This window comes from Mobiluncus curtisii subsp. curtisii ATCC 35241, from assembly GCF_000146285.1.
Lineage (GTDB): Bacteria > Actinomycetota > Actinomycetes > Actinomycetales > Actinomycetaceae > Mobiluncus > Mobiluncus curtisii.
The window spans coordinates 1192785-1213489 of the sequence record NZ_GL385912.1; the positions used below are offsets into that span (position 1 = coordinate 1192785).

The 20705-nt window shown below is 58.0% G+C and carries 19 protein-coding genes; 13 read left to right on the forward strand and 6 right to left on the reverse strand.

The genetic code is table 11. The annotated features are described in order from the left end of the window. Position 1: 1 nt before the first annotated feature. The 4 genes from cysS to HMPREF0574_RS05270 all read left to right on the forward strand — a co-directional run bounded on the left by cysS (position 2) and on the right by HMPREF0574_RS05270 (position 3435). Complete coding sequence (gene cysS / locus HMPREF0574_RS05255; RefSeq protein ID WP_004007671.1) at positions 2-1522, forward strand: cysteine--tRNA ligase; 1521 nt, start codon at positions 2-4, stop codon at positions 1520-1522. A 21-nt stretch (positions 1523-1543) separates the two neighbouring features. Beyond that, the gene (locus tag HMPREF0574_RS05260; protein ID WP_004007672.1) at positions 1544-2302 is read left to right on the forward strand and encodes an AzlC family ABC transporter permease; all 759 of its coding nucleotides are present in this window, start codon (positions 1544-1546) and stop codon (positions 2300-2302) included. Next, positions 2299-2622, forward strand: coding sequence for an AzlD domain-containing protein (locus tag HMPREF0574_RS05265; RefSeq protein WP_004007673.1), 324 nt, complete (start codon positions 2299-2301; stop codon positions 2620-2622). The genes HMPREF0574_RS05260 and HMPREF0574_RS05265 overlap by 4 nt, the downstream gene beginning before the upstream one ends. 78 nt (positions 2623-2700) lie before the next feature. Next, positions 2701-3435 (forward strand): phosphoglyceromutase, encoded by a 735-nt coding sequence (locus tag HMPREF0574_RS05270; protein WP_004007674.1) that lies wholly within the window; start codon positions 2701-2703, stop codon positions 3433-3435. A gap of 269 nt (positions 3436-3704) precedes the next feature. Here HMPREF0574_RS05270 and HMPREF0574_RS05275 read toward each other — a convergent pair whose 3' ends face one another. Beyond that, on the reverse strand, positions 3705-3938 hold the full coding sequence (locus HMPREF0574_RS05275) for a hypothetical protein (protein ID WP_004007675.1): 234 nt from the start codon (positions 3936-3938) through the stop codon (positions 3705-3707). Between the two features lie 139 nt (positions 3939-4077). Here HMPREF0574_RS05275 and HMPREF0574_RS05280 point away from each other — a divergent pair, with 139 nt between their 5' ends. After that, entirely contained in the window at positions 4078-4560 is a 483-nt protein-coding gene (locus tag HMPREF0574_RS05280; RefSeq protein WP_004007676.1) for a CarD family transcriptional regulator, read from the forward strand. Between the two features lie 89 nt (positions 4561-4649). Here HMPREF0574_RS05280 and HMPREF0574_RS05285 read toward each other — a convergent pair whose 3' ends face one another. From HMPREF0574_RS05285 to HMPREF0574_RS05300, 4 genes are read right to left on the reverse strand one after another with little or no spacing between them, the layout of a single operon-like run. Further along, positions 4650-4961: a P-II family nitrogen regulator gene (locus HMPREF0574_RS05285; RefSeq protein WP_004007677.1), complete on the reverse strand. Its 312-nt coding sequence runs from the start codon at positions 4959-4961 to the stop codon at positions 4650-4652. Further along, the gene (locus tag HMPREF0574_RS05290) at positions 4958-6592 is read right to left on the reverse strand and encodes a DUF1538 domain-containing protein (RefSeq protein ID WP_004007678.1); all 1635 of its coding nucleotides are present in this window, start codon (positions 6590-6592) and stop codon (positions 4958-4960) included. The genes HMPREF0574_RS05285 and HMPREF0574_RS05290 overlap by 4 nt, the downstream gene beginning before the upstream one ends. Next, positions 6593-7270 carry a P-II family nitrogen regulator gene (locus tag HMPREF0574_RS05295; protein ID WP_004007679.1) on the reverse strand — a complete coding sequence of 226 codons (678 nt, stop codon included), beginning with the start codon at positions 7268-7270 and terminating at the stop codon, positions 6593-6595. After that, positions 7263-8759 (reverse strand): DUF1538 domain-containing protein, encoded by a 1497-nt coding sequence (locus tag HMPREF0574_RS05300; RefSeq protein WP_004007680.1) that lies wholly within the window; start codon positions 8757-8759, stop codon positions 7263-7265. The genes HMPREF0574_RS05295 and HMPREF0574_RS05300 overlap by 8 nt, the downstream gene beginning before the upstream one ends. A 595-nt stretch (positions 8760-9354) precedes the next feature. Between HMPREF0574_RS05300 and HMPREF0574_RS05305 the strand changes: the two genes are divergently transcribed. The 4 genes from HMPREF0574_RS05305 (at position 9355) to HMPREF0574_RS05320 (ending at position 14125) form a co-directional block, all read left to right on the forward strand. Beyond that, positions 9355-10083 (forward strand): IspD/TarI family cytidylyltransferase, encoded by a 729-nt coding sequence (locus tag HMPREF0574_RS05305; protein WP_004007681.1) that lies wholly within the window; start codon positions 9355-9357, stop codon positions 10081-10083. A gap of 259 nt (positions 10084-10342) precedes the next feature. After that, positions 10343-11890 (forward strand): MFS transporter, encoded by a 1548-nt coding sequence (locus tag HMPREF0574_RS05310; protein ID WP_004007682.1) that lies wholly within the window; start codon positions 10343-10345, stop codon positions 11888-11890. Continuing rightward, positions 11887-12609: a hypothetical protein gene (locus HMPREF0574_RS05315; RefSeq protein ID WP_004007683.1), complete on the forward strand. Its 723-nt coding sequence runs from the start codon at positions 11887-11889 to the stop codon at positions 12607-12609. The genes HMPREF0574_RS05310 and HMPREF0574_RS05315 overlap by 4 nt, the downstream gene beginning before the upstream one ends. Before the next feature lie 139 nt (positions 12610-12748). Next, the gene (locus tag HMPREF0574_RS05320; RefSeq protein ID WP_004007684.1) at positions 12749-14125 is read left to right on the forward strand and encodes an MFS transporter; all 1377 of its coding nucleotides are present in this window, start codon (positions 12749-12751) and stop codon (positions 14123-14125) included. Positions 14126-14173: 48 nt separating this feature from the next. Here the strand turns inward: HMPREF0574_RS05320 and HMPREF0574_RS05325 are convergent, their stop codons facing one another. After that, positions 14174-14656 carry an ArsR/SmtB family transcription factor gene (locus tag HMPREF0574_RS05325; protein WP_004007685.1) on the reverse strand — a complete coding sequence of 161 codons (483 nt, stop codon included), beginning with the start codon at positions 14654-14656 and terminating at the stop codon, positions 14174-14176. A gap of 195 nt (positions 14657-14851) precedes the next feature. On the opposite strand from HMPREF0574_RS05325, the gene HMPREF0574_RS05330 reads away from it, so the two are divergent. The 4 genes from HMPREF0574_RS05330 to HMPREF0574_RS05345 all read left to right on the forward strand — a co-directional run bounded on the left by HMPREF0574_RS05330 (position 14852) and on the right by HMPREF0574_RS05345 (position 20664). Continuing rightward, entirely contained in the window at positions 14852-16492 is a 1641-nt protein-coding gene (locus HMPREF0574_RS05330; protein ID WP_004007686.1) for an ABC transporter substrate-binding protein, read from the forward strand. After that, positions 16480-17493 (forward strand): ABC transporter permease, encoded by a 1014-nt coding sequence (locus HMPREF0574_RS05335; protein WP_004007687.1) that lies wholly within the window; start codon positions 16480-16482, stop codon positions 17491-17493. Before HMPREF0574_RS05330 ends, HMPREF0574_RS05335 begins: the two co-directional genes overlap by 13 nt. Continuing rightward, entirely contained in the window at positions 17483-20068 is a 2586-nt protein-coding gene (locus HMPREF0574_RS05340; RefSeq protein ID WP_004007688.1) for an ABC transporter ATP-binding protein/permease, read from the forward strand. The genes HMPREF0574_RS05335 and HMPREF0574_RS05340 overlap by 11 nt, the downstream gene beginning before the upstream one ends. Positions 20069-20193: 125 nt before the next feature. Then, positions 20194-20664 (forward strand): peroxiredoxin, encoded by a 471-nt coding sequence (locus HMPREF0574_RS05345; RefSeq protein WP_004007689.1) that lies wholly within the window; start codon positions 20194-20196, stop codon positions 20662-20664. The last annotated feature ends 41 nt before the right edge of the window (positions 20665-20705 follow it).

Below are 20705 nucleotides of genomic sequence, written 5' to 3' on the forward strand. Positions count from 1 at the left end.
CATGAAGATTTTTGATTCCGCCACGCATGAAGTTCGCGACTTTGTACCGGTCACACCGGGGAAAGTGGGGCTCTATCTGTGCGGACCAACTGTGCAAGGGGCTCCTCACCTGGGACATTTGCGCGCCGCGCTGAACTTCGACGTGCTGGTGCGGTGGTTGCGCCGGCGGGGATACGCGGTAACTTACGTGCGTAACGTCACGGACATTGACGACAAGATTTTGGCTAAATCAGCCGCTGCCGGCGTGCCGTGGTGGGAGCTGGCGGCACATTTCGAGCGGGAATTCGACTTTGCGTACCGGGCTTTGAACACCGTGCCCCCGACCGTGACCCCGCACGCTACCGGGCATATTCCCCAACAGATTGCGCTGATTGAGCGCTTACTTGAGCGGGGTCACGCCTACAGCGACACGAACGGCAACGTGTACTTCTCGGTCACGTCCCTGCCGGACTACGGCGCGCTGACGAACCAGCCGGTTAGCGAACTCGCTTCTACCGAGGACGAGTCCCAAATCGACACCGCCACCGAGACGGGCAAGCGCGACCCGCGTGACTTTGCCCTGTGGAAAGCCGCAAAAGACGACGAACCCAGCGACGCGACTTGGGATGCGCCCTGGGGACGCGGGCGTCCCGGCTGGCACCTGGAGTGCTCAGCCATGAGCCAGGCCTATCTGGGCGACACGTTCGACATTCACGGCGGCGGGCTGGACCTGCGCTTTCCCCATCATGAAAACGAGATGGCACAGTCGCACGGCGCGGGCTGGGGATTTGCCCGCTACTGGATGCACAACGCCTGGCTGACGCTTAAGGGCGAAAAAATGTCGAAGTCTGTCGGCAACGTAGTCGGGGTACGCCGCCTGCTGGAGGATTGGGATCCGGCAGTGGTGCGGATGTCCGTGGTCACCACGCACTATCGGACGAATCTGGAATACTCCGAGGATTCCTTGAAGCAGGCGGCTTTGTTGTGGGACAAATTCACCAGTTTTCTCCTGCAAGTTCCTCGGTCCGTCCCGGCGGAGACGGCGGCTCCAGAGGTTCGCAATGTCTATGGCGACGTCAATCCAGACCTCGCCCGGCAACGCGAACTCGCTGCGGTCGAGTTACCTGATGACTTTGTGGCAGCTCTGGACGATGACCTGAATGTTCCCGGCGCTCTGCCCGCGCTGCACCGCACATTAAAAACCGGTAAAGCGGCTTTGAACAGCGGAGACACGACAGGCGCTCAGCAGGAAGCCCTGCAATTGCGCGCCATGTTAGACGTGTTCGGTCTGGATCCACACGACCCGGCTTGGGTCGCGTCTGTATCCGCGGCCGAGACTCCTGGCACTGCGCCCAACCCCACAGAGACCCCAAACGACAGCCTAACAGCGCTGGTCACCGCCCTTTTGCAGCAGCGTGGTGAGGCGAAAGCGCAGCGAGATTGGGGTCGTGCCGACGCGATTCGTGACCTGTTGCAAACCCACGTCGCCCCGGTGGTGGACACCCCTGCCGGCGTCCAGTGCGGTTCGGTCACGTTCAGCTAGTCTCGTGAAGCAGGTCAGACTGTGAAAACACACGATTTTACCGCGGGAATCAAGGCGGGACTTCCCATCGGGCTGGGCTATTTCGCAGTGTCCATCGCCATTGGTATTTATTGGGCACAGGGTCACTTGCCGCCACTCTCTTCGGCTATTTTTTCCCTCACTAATGTGTCCTCTACCGGTCAGTTTGCGGGCATATCTATCATTGCTGCCCACGGCGGTCTGGTGGAGCTAGCTATAACCACATTATTGGTGAATTTACGCTACCTGTTGATGAGCACCTCCCTGTCTCAACGCCTGACCAGCACCAACCCGCATCCAGTCGGGACCTGCAAGCGGATGTTGCTGGGGCTCGGCGTCACCGACGAGATTTATGCCATTAACATTGGTCGCGCCCATGTCGGTTTCGCTCATTATGCGGGTTCGATGATTCTGCCCTTTTTAGGCTGGGTCGGGGGTACTCTGGTCGGAGCGTTTGCCGGTACGGGGCTGCCTAAATCGGTCGAAAACGCGGCGGGGATTCTGCTCTATGCCATGTTTATCGCGATTGTCATCCCCCCGTTTAAACAGTCCTCGCGGGTAAAAATCGTGACCGCAATCGCAGCAGGGACTTCAATCACACTCACTTTTGCCCCCCTCGCGTCCCAGCTGTCCTTGGGCTGGCGCATCATTATCGCTACCTTGGTGGCAGCGGGACTAGGGGCCACGTTCTTTCCGCCCCAGGAGTCGGCAGCGAACCGGGATCATTCCGACAGCACAACCGGGAAAGCAGGGGAATCATGAGCTACATACCCGCGGCTATCCTGGTGACCGCGCTGGTCACCTATGCTTTGCGCACTCTGCCGCTGCTGGTGTTGCGCCGAGACATCAAGTCCCCCTGGGTGAATTCTTTCCTGTATTACGTGCCGTGGGCAGTATTGGCAGCCATGATTATTCCCGCTGCTTTCCTGTCCACCGGTTCCTTGATTTCCGCAGTGTTGGGCATTGGGGTGGCACTGGTGCTGTCCTGGCGAGGACAGTCGCTGTTTGTTGTGGCTGTCGCGGCGGCGGTCACGGTGTGGGTGTGTGAGGTCGCACCAGGATTCCTGTCCGCGCTTTCGTGAATTCGCTAATGCCCCGCCACGCCAGAAACCAGGACCAAATGCCCTGTTACAGGCAAACCGCTGTGGAAGAATGAAACTATGACATACAAACTTGTGTTGCTCCGCCACGGCGAGAGCGAATGGAATGCAAAAAACCTGTTTACCGGGTGGGTTGACGTGCCTTTGAGTGAAAAGGGGCGCGCCGAAGCTACCCACGGCGGTGAGCTGCTTAAGAAGGAAGGCATCCTGCCTGACGTCTTACACACTTCCCTGCTGCGCCGCGCGATTATGACCGCTAACTTGGCATTGGACGCGTGCAACCGGCACTGGATTCCGGTGCACCGCTCGTGGAGATTGAACGAACGGCACTACGGTGCCCTGCAGGGCTTGAACAAGAAAGCTATCCGCGATGAATACGGCGAGGATTTGTTCATGCAGTGGCGCCGTTCCTATGACGTGCCGCCGCCCCAGATTGAACTCGGTTCCGAGTTTAGCCAGGACGCCGATCCACGTTACGCCGGCGAGCCGATTCCGCGGGCGGAATGTCTCAAGGACGTGCTGGAACGTGCTCTGCCCTACTGGAAGGATGCAGTCATCCCAGACCTTAAGACCGGCAAGACCGTCATGGTGGCAGCCCACGGCAACTCGCTGCGCGCCATTGTGAAGCACTTGGATTCCATCAGCGATGATGAGATTTCGGGTCTGAACATTCCCACCGGGATTCCGCTGTACTACGAGCTGGGCGAAGACTTTAAGCCTGTCTCGCACGGTCGCTACCTGGATCCGGATGCAGCCGCCAATGCGATTAAAGCAGTGGCGAATCAGGGCAAATAGTCCCTCAAACAACTGTTTGGGGCGCTTCGGTCTGCCGAGGCGCCCCATTTTTGTGGCTCGTGGGTGGTTTGCGGAGCGGGCTGGAGGTTCCGCGGTCCCATTCACCCGGTCAGCGTGTGACGCAGAAGGTCGGTGGGTCAGGCTAGTGGGAGACGTCGCTCACCGGTCGGTCTGGAGTTTGCTCGGATCCGCCTGCGGGGCCGCGCAAACCCGGAAACATACCGGGAGTGTCGCCACTTTTCCGCGAGTTTCCCGGCGTGTCGCGGATTCTAGAATTCGGTACCCCGCGACGGTTCTGCCAGAATCCCACGACGCGACACTTCATAGACCGGAGGATCCAGCAGTTCCGCCTCAGTTCCGTGCAAAGCCGCCAAATCCGCAGCTTGTGAAGCCACCACCCGACGCGCCGCCCGGACTGCTTTTCGTTTCACCGGAGCGTTTGTTAGGTCAATGCCTTGTTTCTTTTTACGCCCGGACTTCTTTTTTCTCTTCGGTTCAATCATTGTTACCTCGGTAAATTATCGTGCATTGGCGGGCTTTTTTCGCACCATTGCGCCAAAAGAGGACACACTTTTAATTGCTCTTTACCACAAAATTGTGATAAGATAAGTATATCCACCTCAAAAACGGGAGATTTTCAATATGACATTTAAGGTTGGAGAAACCGTCGTTTATCCCCATCATGGGGCTGCCACGATCGAAGAGATCATAACCCGAGTTATTGGAGGTGTGGAACGCGAATATCTCAAGCTCCGTGTAGCCCAAGGCGACCTCACCATCCAGATTCCATCCGAAAACGTCGAGATGGTTGGCGTCCGCGACGTCGTTGACGAAGCCGGACTGGAACACGTCTTTGAGGTGCTGCGCGCCAAAAAGACCGACGAGCCGTCCAACTGGTCGCGTCGCTACAAAGCCAACGTGGAAAAAATCGCTACCGGCGACGTGGTAAAAGTTGCCGAAGTCGTGCGTGACCTGTCCCGCAGGGACTCGAACCGTGGACTATCCGCCGGTGAAAAGCGGATGTTGACCAAGGCACGTCAGATTCTGGTTTCCGAACTGGCATTGGCTGAAAAGACCAATGAAGAGGACGCTTCGCTGCGTCTGGACGAAGTCTTGGCTTCCTAAAACACCATAACTTTTACAAATAATAGTTGGAGGAAAACCTCCAACTATTATTTTTTGTCCGCTGCGCCCGTTTGTAGGCTGTGCCTACCCTACTCGGTCGGTTGGTAAAGTCCGCGCACGCGGGTCGTATTTTGCACGAAAACAATACCGTTTCCGGGCTGGCGCAAATCCAAAGTCTCGTAAATCGTATCCACAATCTGCGGGGTATTCGCCTGGTCAGCCAAAATCATCACCAACTCTTTTTCCGGTTCGATACCCATCCCAAACAGGGTAGCGGTTTCGTGAACCCCGGAACCGCGCGCATTAATAATCGTCCCACCGTGCGAGCCAGCCTGCACCGCCGCGTCGATAACCTCTTCGGCGTGGCCTTTTTCCACAATGGTCAATATCGCCTGAATCATGAGTTTTCCTTCTTTCCGTGGCTGGTATCATCCAGTTGATGCCCTGCCGCGAGGGCAGCAGCGCGGGGGGTGGAGTTTGCACAAGTGGTGGGGGACGCGAGAGCGTCGTCGTCCTCAGTCGGGGCGGGGCTCGCCCACGGGTCTTTGGCACGCAAGTTCGTCCGGCGCCGGGCACGAGCCTGGAACACGACACCGAGCAGCTGAATCACAATCGGAGGCATCAACGCGACCATAGTGATGAGCCCCAGACCATCCTCCACCACATCCGCTGTGGGCGTGCCGGCAGCTGCACCCTGCGCAAAAGCCAACACAAACGTGGTCAACATCGGTCCGGGCGCCACCCCGCCACCGTCAAAAGCCAGCCCGCCGAACAGTTCTGAAGACACAAACGTCAGCCCGACCGCCACCAGGTATCCCGGCAGCAGCAGGTGCCACAGCTCTAAACTGGGCACTACCAGGCGCAACGTAGACAGCAGTACTGCCAAGCCTACACCTAGTGCCATCGCTGCCATCACCGCAGAGGCACGCACCGAACCCGAAGTGACCTCCTGGACCTGCTCCGTCAGGACGTGCACTGCCGGTTCTGCCAACACCGCCAGGAAACCCAGCGCGAAAGCAATGGTCAGCAGTAACGGCGCGCTGCCGTGAAGTGCCAAGCTCACCCCGATAGTGCGCCCCACATCCATGAAACCACCATTGGCGCCGGTCAGGAAGAAAGTCAGCCCCAAAAACGCCATGACGATACCCGCAATGACGCTTCGACGCACGGACTTGTGCAGTTTGAAAACCGTGACGTTTCCAATCAAAAACAGCGCCAAAAGCGGAGCGAGAGCGAGACTGACACTGCGGGCTTCCATCGGGAAATGCCGCACCAGCGGTTCAAATAAATGGGTAGTGTCAGGGGTCAGGGTCGGTCCAGTGCTCGGCAGAGTGCCCAAGTGCAGCAAGATAGACGTGATTTGCAGCGCCAGAATCGCCCCTACACAAGCAATCGCCACCAGCCCGAAAGCGTCCGATTCGCTACGCGCCGAGTCACGTTTCAGGGACGCCACCCCGGTCGCGAAAGCCAACACGACCGGCACCGTGAGCGGTCCGGTAGTGGCACCGGAGGCGTCGAAAGCAATCGCCAGATATTGCATCGGAGCTACCAACGCCAGCAACGCCACCAGCGCATAAGACCCCAGCAGCACCCAGCGCAGTTTCCAGCCTCGCAGAATCCGCACCATGCCCAGACACAGCAATACTGCCAGCCCAGCTGAAACCACCACAATCAGCAGGATGGAGGACACGACTCCGCTGGTCAGCGTGTTGACCTGCGCCGCATAGATGAGAATATCCGGCTCTGCCATGGTCAACAGGAAACCCAGCACAAACGTGACGGTCATGACCACCGTCACCCGTCCGGACTTCACCACGGTAGAGGACATAATCCGTCCAATAGGGGCGATACCAACCTCGACCCCCAGCAAAAACAGCGACAGTCCGACGATAACCGCGACGGCACCCAATCCGAAACGTGGCAGCAGCACGCCCGGCAAGGGAACTACTGTGAGATGCATCAGCACCACAACACCGGCAATGGGCAGGACCGATTTGGTCGTTTCCCAGAGCTTTGCGGTTAAGGTATTCATCTATGCTCCCTGGTACAGCCCGCTGACGGCAACCACATTTTGGGTGAAAAGGATACCGTGGTTCGGTTTTTCCAAATCGAGACGCTGGTCGATGGCTTCCTCTATCTGAGGGGCAGTCTGGGCAGGGGCGAGCATAAATACAATGTCTTTTTCCGGTTCGATTTCCATGCCCAGCACCAGTTCGGTTTGGGCTACTCCCGAGCCGCGTCCGGCGATGATAGTACCTCCGCGAGAGCCGGCACTTTGCGCCGCCTCAACTACGTCTTCCGCCCGACCGTGCTCCACGATTGTGGTGATGAGTTGCCACTGTGTAGGTTCCGTGGCGTGATCTGCGGGGGGTTCGGGCCAACGTTCGATGGCGGACGTTCCCGCGATACCCTCCATTTCAACCGCAAAAGCGATACCCCGGTTGGGTTTCTCGAAATGGAAACGTTTTGCCAGGGCGCCCATCGCGGTTTTGGCAGTAGCGGTGTCCGCTCCCATGATGAGGACTTCTTTGCGGGAATCCACCACGCCGATAGCGTTGAGCCACTTATTTTTGATGGTGCCCCGTCCCAGCATCACCGTCGCGCCACGAATCCCGTGTTTTTTCGCCTCAGCAATAACTTTGGAGGCCATCTGGTCATTGACCACCACGTACAGTAACACGGCGTCTTTGTGCCAGTCTTTCTCAAGCATGGGAAACCTTCCTTGTCTTAGAAGAATATATTAGTCCGAGAATTTGAATGGTAATCAGCGGCGTCATGGCTACCGTGGCAATCACTCCCAGTCCGTCCACCACCACATTTGCCCCCGGCGTCCCCGCTGCCGCCCCCTGGGCAAAAGCTAGGACGAAAGTGGCAGTCATCGGACCGGACGCCACCCCGCCAGAATCAAAAGCGATACCGGTAAACAGCGACGGGGCGTAACGCATCATCACGATTGCCACGGCATATCCCGGCAACAGGATGTGCCACAGCTCCAGTGTGGGCACCAGGACCCGCGCAGTAGACAGCACGACCGCCACGCCCACCCCTAGTGCCAGCGAGAACATCACCGCTTTGCGGCGCACCGCCCCTGCCGTAACATCCTCTACCTGATCCATCAGCACATAAACTGCCGGCTCCGCCAGAATCGTCACTATCCCCAGCAGGAATGCCACTGCCAGCAGCAGGGCGGGAGGCTGGTTAGCTGCCAACGTTTCGCCAATGGTACGCCCCACGTCCATGAAGCCCGCGTTGACCCCGGTCAAGAAAACCACCAATCCGGCATAGGAAAACACGAGGCCCCAGATGATACGGCGCAGTTTCGCCACGTTCAAGGGGAAAAACTTTGCCACAGCACCCACCACGAATGCGGTCAGAATCGGAGCCAGTCCGAGCGCCACATCGCGAACCTGACGCGGAGCTTCTTGTGCCAACGCCGCAAGGGGACTGAGATCCAACACTTCCGGGGCAGGAATGTCACGAGGAATCTGACCCAGTTGAAATATGACCGCAGTGACCAACACTGCCAAAATTGCCCCCGCGGAAGCAATCCCCACCAGCCCAAACGCATCGGCTTCTCCGCTGCGGGAATCCTTTTTCATCGCGGAGACGCCTGCCGCCATCGCCAAGATGAACGGCACAGTCAATGCCCCGGTAGTGGCGCCGGAAGCATCGAAAGAAATTGCGAGGTACTCAGTGGGGGCAAAAAATCCCAGGACCGCCACCAAAATGTAGGCACCCAGGAGGATAAATTTCAAGGGAACGGAACGGATGATGCGGACCATTCCGATGGTCAGGAGCACCGCTATCCCCAAGCTCACCACCAGCACCAAAAAGAGCTTGCCCAGCATTCCGCCGGTAATCAGCTCCACTTGACCGCCATATATGTGCAGGTCAGGCTCAGCAACTGAAACAAACAGACCCAGCACAAAAGTCGCTGCTATCACGACTGCGAGCTTGCCGGATCGAGCGATAGCGTGACCCAGCAGCTGCCCGATGGGGGTCAGACCAATATCCACTCCCAGCAGGAATATCGCCAGCCCCACGATTATGGCTAACGTGCCCAAGGCGAAACGTGCCGGCAGTGAGCCTTCCAAGGGAACCAGCGTGAGTGCCAAAATCACGACAATGCCCACAATCGGTGTCACAGAGAACAGCGTCTCTTTTAACTTTCGCAGCGGGGCAGAAAAATCAGCAAGCAACTTGGCTCCTCCATAGGGGCGGTTTTATGCCAGCCTATCAAGTTATTCCGCCAAAAAGTATCGCTCCGGCAGCGCGAGGTCTGGCGGCGCTCGGGGGGATGCCTCCGCCACCGCCCTCGCGTAAAACCGGCTTGTATTGCACGAATGACCGATTTCACGCCGATAAGTGCGGGCTCCACGCAACTAGAATTGCTATAACCTGCAGGTTTAGAAAACCGGGACTCAATGATGGTCCAAATTCTGGGTTGAAATCGGTCGTTAGTGCAACTATTCCGAAAAACCACAGAAGTTTTCACACCTAAACATGGCAGAAAATCCGGAGCATAGACACCGATTTCGGGCAACATAATCTGGGGATACTCGCTGGGTTGTGAATATAAGGTGGGATTCGGGCAGTAGCTGCCATTATTGGCAGCTACTGCCCTATTTCCACTCTTAATCCACGAGCACCCCGAAATCCACCAACGAACAGCCCTTAAATTTCTCAAAAACCGAGGATAAAGCCTATTTACGCGGCTCGGAGTGCCTGATATGGCACAGCGCAGAGAATTAATCGAACGCCAAAACTAGGGGAAAATTTTGGGGGTAAATTGGCATGGTGAGACTTTTTGTGGTGCTGACAGCGGCGGGGTCGGGCACTCGACTCGGCTGCGGCATGCCCAAAGCACTGGTTCCGGTAGCGGGTCGCCCGCTGCTGGAATGGGCTTTAAAAGGTCTGCCCAGCTGTGATTTTGTGGTTGTCAACGCCCCGTCGGCACAGCTCGACCGTTTTCAATCGGTGGTTTCCGGTTTCGACTTCCCCACTTTGGTCATCCCCGGCGGTTCTTCACGACAAGGTTCCGTCGCAGCAGCCCTGCGCGCACTGATAAATGCGGTGGGCCCAGCACGAGACGATGACCTGGTCCTGGTTCACGACGCAGCCCGCCCTTTCACACCCTCCACCGTGTTTGACCGCGTGGTGGCAGCTTTGCGAGACGGCCACCGAGCCGTGGTTCCTGCCCTGGCAGTCACCGACACAATCAAGGTCGTAGCTCCGCGGACCCGTCCCGACGAGCCTGTCGAGATCGTCACTACCACCCCAAACCGCGCGACTTTGCGCGCAGTCCAAACACCCCAGGGCTTTTACCTGCATGAGTTGGCTGCGCTACACGAGCGGTTTGCCGAGCGGGCGATTGCGGAGTCCACCGCGTTTTCCGACGATGCGGCGCTGTATGAAGCCGCGAATCAACCTGTCGTGACCGTAGTTGGCGATTACGCCGCCTACAAAATCACCACCCCCGCCGATTTGACCCTCGCCGAATTCCAGCACTCCCCGCACCGCTGACGTCCCCACTCCTAAGCAACGAACACCCTGGATAACACGAGAAACTTAACCAATCCCGGAGATAAAACCGGTAGGTTAACAGTAAAGTCGGCAAAGGGGAAAGACATGCCAAAACCAGGCGGACCCAACCAAAAACCAACTTGGTGTATGGGGGCGCGATGGCAGCGCGAAGCGCACGAGCCATCGCGGGCCGGGCGCGAAGGCGTCAAAAAACGGTCCGGGGGACCGTTTTAGTCGAAGCTCTTTGAAAGGGAAAACAATGGTAAAAGAAGGCGGATTCGTCCAAAAGTTAACTTGGTGTATGTGGGACGCCGGCGGCGCCTCCGTTAACGCGGTCGCGACCACTTTCGTGTTCACGGTGTACCTGACCGGGGCCGCTTTTGGCAACCAAACCGCCTCTTCACAGGCTGTCTCAACCGGCATGACCATCGCGGGGATTATCGTGGCGTTGACCGCCCCTATCACCGGGCAGCGCGCGGATCGGCGCGGCAAAGGAACATTCTGGCTGGGAGTGTTTTCGGCAATCATCATCGTTTGCTTGGCAGCGATGTTCTTTGTAGCTCCGCACCCGAACTTTCTGTGGCTGGGTGTGGGCCTGCTGGCGCTGATGACCATGTTCTTCGAGTTCGCCACCGTGAACTATTACGCCATGCTGACCCGGATTTCCAACGCCGACAACATCGGAAAAATCAGCGGCATCGGCTGGGCGAGCGGGTATTTCGGCGGGATCGTCCTGTTGATGTTCCTGAATTTCGGGTTTATCTCGGAAAATAACTTCACCGGCTTGGATACCTCGAACGGCATGGGGGTGCGGGTCGCGATGCTGGTAGCCGCCGCATGGTCGCTGATTTTCTTTGTGCCGGTGCTGTTCACCGTGCGCGGGCGAGTCGTACCGGGTAGCGAAAACCTGCCTCACGAGTCCATTTTCACCTCCTACAAAAAGCTGTTCCAAACTATCGCCTGGTTGTTTCGCAACGCCCCGAACGTGCTGTACTTCCTGATTGCCTCCGCGATTTTCCGCGATGGACTGTCCGGCGTCTTTACCTTCGGCGGCATCATCGCCGCGGTGACCTTCGGTTTCTCTGCGGGGGAAGTCATTATTTTCGCAGTCGTCGCCAACGTCGCGGCGGGTATCGCCACGACGTTGATGGGTTTCTTTGACGACAAAATCGGTCCCAAGAAAGTCATGATTTTCTCCCTCATCATGCTGGTAGCCTGCTGTTTGGGGGTTTTCGCCCTGCACGCCCAAGGCAAAATCATCATGTGGACGATTGGGCTGTTCATGACGTTGTGGGTTGGTCCGGCGCAGTCCGCGTCGCGTTCTTTCTTGGCGCGACGCATTCCCGAGGGTCACGAGGGCGAGGTGTTTGGGCTCTACCAGATGACGGGGCGTTCGGTGACGTGGCTGGCTCCCCTAATGTTTACCCTGTTCATCAGCTTGGGTCAGCAGTTTACCCCGTTTATCCCGCCCGCTTTGCTGTCCGTGACTACGGGTCCGGGCGGTCCGATGATGGCGATTCATGCGCAGGCTCAGTACTGGGGCATCCTCGGGATTGGGCTGGTGCTGCTGCTGGGGTTGTTGATGTTGCTGCCGGTGCGTGAGGACCACACCGTCCTCAAGCGGGCGCCTCAAGAAGCGCCGGAGGTTTCCGTTCCTGCTGCGGTTTCGGGCGACTCCACAAGTCTGGAGGGGGACGTTTCCGTGACGGTTTCGCCCTCCGGATTCGGTCAGCCGGTGGAACTCCCGGTGGAAACTCCCCCACCCAGCACGCCAGACCCCACACAAACCCCCGGAGGTGCCCAATGAAACGCCGACTTATCTCCCTAGTTGCCGCGGTCGGTCTGGTGGCGTTGAGCTTGACTGGTTGTGCCTCAGATCAAAGCAAAGTGGACGCGATACCGGCGCCCGGTTCTCCTGGCATCGGCGCGACGGCTGCCATTTTCGCTGACCTGAAACTGGCGGGGCACTCGCTCACACCGTTTAACGAGGACGAATCCACCCAGTTGCGTCAACAGGTCGACCTGGCGGGGGACCTGGTGCGCGAACTGAAAAATCCCAACAGACTGAAGTTTGCGCCCGCTGGTTCCGGCTGCCAAGCCATGATGCGCAATTCTTTCAATCTTCCGATGCTGCACTGGTCCTCTCTGGCGGCCCCAGCGTCTGACGGGCAGGCGGCAGCTCAAGTATTCCTGGCGCCCTCCGAGCAGGACGTGCAGTCGATGATTGATGACCTCAACACCATGGTCAGGGACTGCGAAGAAGTGACCGTGAGCGCCCCGACCGGCACTGTAAAGATGACTATAAAAGCGAACGACCCTGCCGTGTCTTGCCCCGCCGGATACCGCCAAACCGTGACAAGTAACCAGGTAAGCCAGACTTTGGACGTGTGCTACGTCCCGCAGGGTAACGCGGTTTTGGCACTGTCCCTGGTGGATTCCACGGACACCGCTCCGGATATAGCGCAGGATTTCCAGGATTTCTCGTCGCGTTTCTATGCGCGGCTCGCCCCGCTGTACACCGAGTAGAGTCCCCCGCCCCTGCACGAGTTCCGCTGCCCCCACCTTTTGCACGCTACCCGGTCCCCTGCGTGCCATATCTGTGGCGTTGCCTCCTGAGCCGTTTCAGTCGGTCAGCGGGCATTCCGCCGAGGAATATACTGGCAATATGTCGTCAGTTCGCAAATCTAAGGCTCCTGGTCCTCGCCAGCCTGACAGTATCCTGGCTTCTCCCGATCCTGCCATGATTGATGCCGCCCGCACCGAGCCGGGCGGCATTCCCATTCCGGTTGAGGATTTGCCCTTGACTGCGCTGCGTCCTGCCGCCCAAGCGGCTTTCACCGGCTACACCAGTCACGACCCGGAATACCGCCGCATCAAGTTTGCCCTGTTCGTAGCGGGTTTCGTGACGTTCGCGCAGATTTATGAGGTGCAGGTGCTGCTGCCGGACATCTCGAAGTTTTTCTCGATTTCCCCGGTCACAGCGTCGCTGGCGCTGTCGTTGACGACCTTGGCGCTGGCAATTTCGATGTTCTTTATCGGACCGTCCTCGGAGCGTTTGGGGCGCCGCCCGATTATTTTGATTTCCCTGTTCGTGGCTTCCCTCCTGGGTATCGTCTTGGGGTTTACCCCGAACTGGGGGTTGCTGATGGTGGGGCGTTTTGTGCAAGGCATGGCTTTGGCAGGTTTGCCCGCGGTGGCGACGGCTTACCTGGCTGAGGAAATCTGTCCGGCTGAGCTGCCCAAGGCAGCCGGTTCTTACGTGGCGGGAACCGCGATTGGTGGCATGTTGGGCAGGATTCTCTCCGGGTTTTTGTCTCACCTGGTGGGGTGGGATATGACCATCACTGTCCTGGGGTGCATCGGCGTGGTCGGCACGCTGCTGGTGTGGCTACTTTTGCCTCAGCAGGAGGGTTTCTCTAAAGCTGAGCCGGGGTTGAAAGCCCTGCTGCAACACACTAAGGATGTCTTGACCGAACCTGGTTTGGTGCTGCTGTTCGTCGTCGCCGGCACCGCCCTGGGCGCTTATCAAAGCATCCTCAACATGATGCCTTACCGTTTGACCGGCGCGCCTTACTTCCTGGCGACCTGGATTGTTTCCCTGATTTTCCTGGTCAATCTGTTTGGTTCGGTCGCGGCTTCTACGGCAGGTAGCCTGGCTTCGCGTTTCGGCAGGCGGGCAGTAGTTCCGCTCGCCGGCATCATCTATCTGGTGGGGATTTTGATGATGTTAGCCAGACCGTTGTGGGCGATTTTTGCGGGTCTGGTGGTGTTTACCATTGGATTCTTTGGGGTTCATTCCGTCGCGACCGGCTGGGTCACGGCTCGGGCAGTGTCCGGGGTCGGAGCCACCGGTCAGGCTTCGTCAGCCTACTCGATTGTGTACTATGCCGGTGGCTCGATTTTCGGCACGTTGGCAGGTTTTGGCTGGACTGCCTTGGGTTGGTCGGGAGTGGTGGCAATTTCTGGATCACTGGCAGTGGTGGTCATCGTCTTGGCGTTGATTCTGCGCCACATCAAACCGCTGTCCGCTTCTGGTTACTGAGCCGAGTTCCGCATTACCGCAGCGTTTCTGGGGTTTCTCACCATAAAGCTACACGTGGATGTGCCCAATAAAATGCAGCATCTGGTGTGCAGCGGTGTCTTTCAAGGTGTAGCGCATCAAGCGCCCGTCGCGATCGGCGCTAACCCAACCTTCGTCACGCAAGACCCGCAGCGCTTGTGAGGCTGCCGTCTGGGTAATCCCCGCCGCGTTAGCTAAATCCTGGACGCAAGAACCGGGATAAATATGCATATAGGACAGCAGTTTCAGCCGGGTTAGGTCGGCGAGCAATTCGAAGCGAGGCGCCCAGGTGTTCGCAATCTCATCGATGTCTACCGGCTGCATGGGGGAGTGCGCCGGTCGACCATGGCGGGTCTGGTTTTCGTCGTGAGTTTCCTCGGATGCATGAGGTTTTCCGCTTTCGTGGGGCGGCAGCTCCGTCTCCGTCGCGCACCGGCATCCCGCACCAATTCCGTGAGGATGCGCCAAGATTTCACGCAGGGCACGTATCTCGGCGGCGGGCAGCTTGCTCATGACTGTTTCCTTCCTTGCATCTCTCCAATTGTGACATTATCCATCTGATTTTGGCGCGTTATCTCTGGATTTCCTTGCTACCGAGAGAATTGCCGCAATACTGACCGCATGGTAATATCTTTGCGAACTGACATATGTCTATGTGGACATTATTAACCCTGCATGAAAGCAATACGTTACACACAAGGAGCAGCTATGTCTCACCCCTGCCACCCTGGCAAATTCAACTTAAAGACCCTTGCTGTCAGCGGCGCTGCCGTGGCGCTAGCTTTGAGCCTCAGCGCTTGTCAAGGAGGTACCTCCCCGAAAGGCTCCGCTGGCGCCGGCAAATCCGCAGCCGCCGATGAAATCACCCTGGCGGACGCTTTTGAACTGGGAGGATACAACCCCACCAACGGCTATGCCGAACTCGGTGTCTCCCCCATGTATGAAGGTCTGCTGGGGCTGGAAAGCAAAGACCCGCATAAACTACCGGAGCTGCGTCCAGTCCTGGCGACTGCGATGCCGACCTCTAACGCAGATAAAACCGAGTGGACCGTGGAAGTCCGCGACGGAGTGAAATTCTCGGACGGCAGCGATTTTGATGCGCAAGACGTGGTGGCTAATTACAAAGAAGTGATGAATCCCGACACGGCTTCGGAAATCGGAGCCTCTTACGAGATGGTGGACCAAATTAACGCAGACGGAAACAAGGTCACTTTCAAGCTCAAGTACCCCTACCCTGATTTTCCCTCTCGACTGCTGCTAGGACTGGCACCTGGTGAATACATGAAAGGTGGATTGGCGAGTGAATCTCCCCTAAACACCAAACCCGTAGGAACCGGACCATATGTCCTGAAAACACTCGACAGCCAGAAAGCCGTGTGGGTAGCCAACCCCAATTATTGGGGCAAGGCACCGCAGGTTAAGCAGCTGACCACTGTTTATGTTCCCGACGATGCCGCTCGCGTGGCACGGATTCGCACCAAGGAATTCGACGGTTCGATTATTCCTCCCGCTTTGGCAAACAGCCTGAAAAACCTCCCCGGTTACCAGGTGGTACGTGCGGATTCCGCTGACTGGCGCGGAATTAGTTTCCCCGGCAGCAACGCATTTTGCGCCGACCTACAGGCCCGGATTGCCATGAATGAAGCCGTGAACCGCCAGGAAATCATCAAAAAAGTACTGTTTGGGGCGGGTAAACCGGCTTCCACCCCGGTTTCTGCAGTTTACGAGGCTTACGACCCAGGAGCACAGTTTAAGTTCGACTTGGAAGGCGCCAAGAAGCGTCTGGACGCTGCCGGCTGGAAACCCGGCGCGGACGGGATTCGCGAAAAAGACGGTCAGCGTGCGGCTTTCACCCTGGCTTACAGCTCCAATGACACCGTGCGCCGTGACCTATCGGTGGCTTTCGCAGCCGCCATGAAGCCACTGGGCGTAGACGTGAAACTGGAAGGAACGACTTGGGATGCGCTGGATGGACGCCTGGACAAAGTCGGTATCTTGCTGGGTGGCGGCGACAAGCCGTACTCCATCGACACTCAGGTGTACTCGATTCTGCACACCCGCGAAGCAAATACCTCGCAGTACGATAACCCCGGCAACTACGGCTCGCCGGAAATGGATAAAATCCTGGAACAGGCACGCAAATCCGGGGATGAATCCGAACGCGTGAAGCTCTACCAGCAAGCCCAAAAGCAGTATTTGGAAGCCCCGAACCACGTGTTCCTGGCATTCTTGCAGCACACCTATGTCACCCGTGATGCCGGTTGGAAGACCGGGAATCTGACGGTAGAGCCACACTCTCACGGCGTGAATTGGGGTCCGTGGTGGAACCTGGGGCAATGGGAGAAGTAAGCACCGGAATAACTCTGCGCCTGGCGCGTCGCCACGAGCGACGCCGCCAGGTGTGGATTTTGGTACGCAACCGCCTGTTGGCGTTGCCGGTGCTGCTGGTGGCGATTTCAGTAGGTGTTTTCCTGCTCGCCGCCGTATCGCCCTTGAACCCGCTGGTGGCGTACTTGGGTGACCGCTATCAGTTCCTCAGCGCCACCCAACGGGAATCCATCGCGAAGGCGCTTAATTTGGATCAATCCTGGCACGGAGCCTGGTTGGCTTGGGCTAGTGATCTGATTCATGGCAATTTGGGTTTTTCCCGCACCTATAATCAACCCGTCGTGCAAGTCTTGGCAGAACGCTGCGAAGCCACCCTGGTGCTATCGGGGGTGGGTCTGGTCCTGGCTTTCGTGCTGAGTATCGTCTTGGGGATACTCGGGCTGCGGTGGAACTGGCTGGGACGCGTATTCCAAGCTCTCATGCTGTTTATCCAAGCCATCCCCCCCTTTGTGTTGGCTTTGGGGGCAGTGTTATTCCTGGCTTTAGGAACCGGATGGTTCCCCGCCGGGGGGCGCACGGGTCCAGATGCCACCTCATCCTGGGAGTTGTCGTATCTAATCTTGCCTGCCAGCGTGTTGGCGTTAACCCAAATGCCGTGGATGCTGTTGACCTTGTGGGAACGTGCCCAAGAGAATCTCCATTCCGACTGGTGGAAAGCCGGGATTCAACGCGGAATTCCGCAAAGCACCTTAATCCGCCGTTCGGTCCTGCCGCTGTCCCTGGCTCCCACCATCACCATGGTGGGGATGCGCCTGCCGGAACTGATTGTCGGAGCAGTGCTGGTCGAGGAAGTCTTTTCTTGGGGTGGACTGGCGGCAGCGCTGGTAGCTTCCGCTAAAGGACTGGATTTACCGCTGCTAACTTTTCTGACTTTGGCATCGGCAGCACTGGTAATTATCGGCAATCTGGTCGCTGATGTTTTGTATCTCTATTTCGATCCACGGGTGCGCTATGAATCTTAAGTTGACCTTCCCCGTTTCACTGCGACGCGCGTTTAGCCCCAGCCGTCTGTCTTTCTGCGCCTTGGTGTTGATGCTGCTCTATGCGGCAATCTTGCCGTTTTTTGCCGGCACGGATTTGCACGAGGCGGATTTGTCACAAGCACGGTTGGCGCCCAGTGCCGCACATTGGTTTGGCACTGACTTGGCAGGGCATGATTTGTTGGTGCGCGTGGCTTTGGGGCTGCGGGTCAGCATTTTCGTGGCAGCAGTCTGTGCTGTAGTCTCCACGGTCATTGGGGTACTGATTGGTGCCGTGGCAGCGTCCTGGGGCGGAAAAGTCGACTCGTTGCTGATGCGCTTTACCGACACGATTAATGCACTGCCCCAGCTGCTGCTGGGCATTGCGATTGTAGCGTTTTACCCCGGTTCTCTCGTAGCTATTATCGCTTCGATTGCCCTGGTGCATTGGTCGCCGGTTGCGCGTATTGTGCGTTCCATTGCCCTCTCCACACGTGAATTGGAGTATGTCGAAGCTGCTTATCTGGCAGGCGCGAGCCACTGGCAGGTGGCGCGTAAACACCTGCTGCCTTCGGTGTTCGGTCAGATGAAAGTTAGTGTCGTACTGCTGTTCCCCCACGCGATTTGGCACGAGTCTACCCTGTCTTTCCTGGGTCTGGGGATTTCTCCCGACCAGCCTTCGCTGGGAACCCTGCTAGAGGTGGCGCGCACGGAAATCCTGATTGGCTGCTGGTGGGAACTGGTGTTTCCAGCAGGTGCATTAGTACTGTTGACCCTGCTCATTTTCGGGTGGGCTTCGGGTTTGGGCAAGGCTTCGCGCGGTGCAGCCGGAGAAACAGATTCCGCAGAGTCCGACACTTTGGTAGGGGATTTGAGTGTTCCTGCCAGCGACGTTCCCCCGTGTGTGCATGAGGCTCCAGCCGGGGAACCAGACGAAAATACCGCCCCACCCGCCTTGGAATTTCAGGATTTGAGCGTTACGGTTCCGCGTTCTGGCTGGATTTCTGACCAGCGTCAGAAGTCCCTAACCGGCAGCACCGCCGCAAAGTCAGCATCGACAGCCAATTCCCCCACGGAACGCGACCTGGTTTTGGAAGACCACGTAAACCTGCAGGTTAAACCCGGCGAACTGCATGTACTGCTGGGACAATCCGGGGCAGGGAAATCGATTCTGGCAAAAACTGCCACCGGAATGCTGCCCGGAAAGATGCAGGTCAGCGGGCAAGTCAGCGTTGGCGGGAGAAAACTTTATGGCAAAAACCGTCCCTGGCGGACGATTCGGGGGCATCTCATCGCGGTGGCGTCTCAATCCAGCGCCACAGCTTTCGCGCCGAACCGTACCGTTGGCGACCAGCTGGAAGAATCCGTCAAGCTACTCAGGCGCCGGGACCGGGCGGAATTGCTTTCCGTGGCGACCCCCGAGCCCGCGACTGTAACGGATTTGTGCGAAATGACGGGATTTCCTACGGATTCCCTGGCGGCTTATCCGCACGAGTTGTCCGGCGGCATGTTGACCCGTGCTAACTTGGCTCTGGCTTTGGCAGGGAACCCCGCAGTGTTGATTGCGGATGAGGTCACCGCAGGATTGGACGAAACTCGGCGCGACCAGATTTGGCAGCTGTTGCGAAAGTTAGCAGACCGGGGTCTGGCAGTGTTGTCCATCACCCACGATTTGGCGTTGTTGCTGGATTTGCCCCTGGCAGATCAGGTGACAGTGCTGGGTCACGGTCAGGTGTTGGAGCAAGGCACCGCAACGCAGGTGCTCGATACGCCGCGACATCCTTACACGCGGGAGCTACTAGCGGCTTTGCCGCGCAACATGGCACGAAACAGGACCGATACATCCGCGCCGCACCCCGCTTCTGGCCACGAGAACCAACCTCGACCGGCATCCGAAGTGACCCACGAAACCGTGTTGGAGGTACGCGACCTGACCGTCGGATACCATGGCGTTCCGGTGGTCACAGCCTTTAACCTGAGCCTGCACCGCGGCGAAACCGTGGGATGGTTCGGAGACTCGGGTTGCGGCAAAACCACTACCGCCAGGGCAATTGCCGGGCGCCTCACTCCTCTGACAGGTCGAATTCGCTGGTGCGACTCCGGGGAAACGACCACTCCACAGGGCAAAAGCCCCGCCCCTAAACAGCACCCACACGCGGCGGTACAACCTGGAGTGGCGATGCTGTTCCAGTCACCTCGACGCTCCGTGAATCCGCGGTGGACGCTGGGGCAAATCATCGAGGAACCGTTAGTTTACGCGGATGTGCCGCCAGACGTGCGCCGCAAACAAGCCGCGGAAATCTGCGATGAACTGGGGATTCCCTCTGAGTTCAGGCGGCGCTTCCCGGCGGAAGTTTCAGAGGGTCAACTGCAGCGCGTTGCCTTGGCCAGATGTCTATTGACCAATCCCACGGTGCTGATTTGTGACGAGGCCACTGCCATGCTGGACACTTTCAGTACCGCCAGCCTGGTGCGGGCGATTCAGCGACGCTCGGCACGGGGACTTGCGGTTATCGCCATCAGCCACGACCGGGAACTGCTGGATTACTGGGCTGATTACAGCCTGGAACTGGGCTAATCCGCAACCTGCGACGAGATAATTTACCGGGTTTACCCCCGCCCCGGTAGCGGAACAAACTCAGTCAATTCCAGGTGTCCCGCACCGCCCTGCCAGTTCACCCCGTCCGCCTATAGGATAGAGGCATGGAACAGAAACTGAGCGTGGGCGATGCGGCCCCTGACTTTACGATCGAAACCACCGAAGGTGCCTTCCACCTGGTCGAGGCTCTCCAGTCTGCAAAAGCCGGGGTGGTGGTGTACTTTTACCCCCGTGCGATGACGCCGGGCTGCACCACGGAGGCTTGTGACTTTCGCGATTCCCTGAACTCCCTGAAATCCGCGGGATACACGGTCATCGGCATCAGCCCGGATGAAATCCCCGCCCTGGAAAAGTTCCGTGACAAACAGACCCTGAACTTTGCCTTGGGCTCCGACCCGGAGCATAAAGTCCTATCGGACTATGGTGTGTGGCAGGTGAAACCCCTGACGAAAAAACTCGGAGTGGTGCGTTCGACCTTTGTGGTCAGCCCGGACGGCACGTTAGCCTCCGCGAAATATAACGTGCGCGCCACCGGGCACGTCGCCCGCCTGCGCAAAGAACTCGGGTTGGACTGACTCGCCGTCCCGCGGCTTGACCGCGGGGTTCCCGCCGGCTT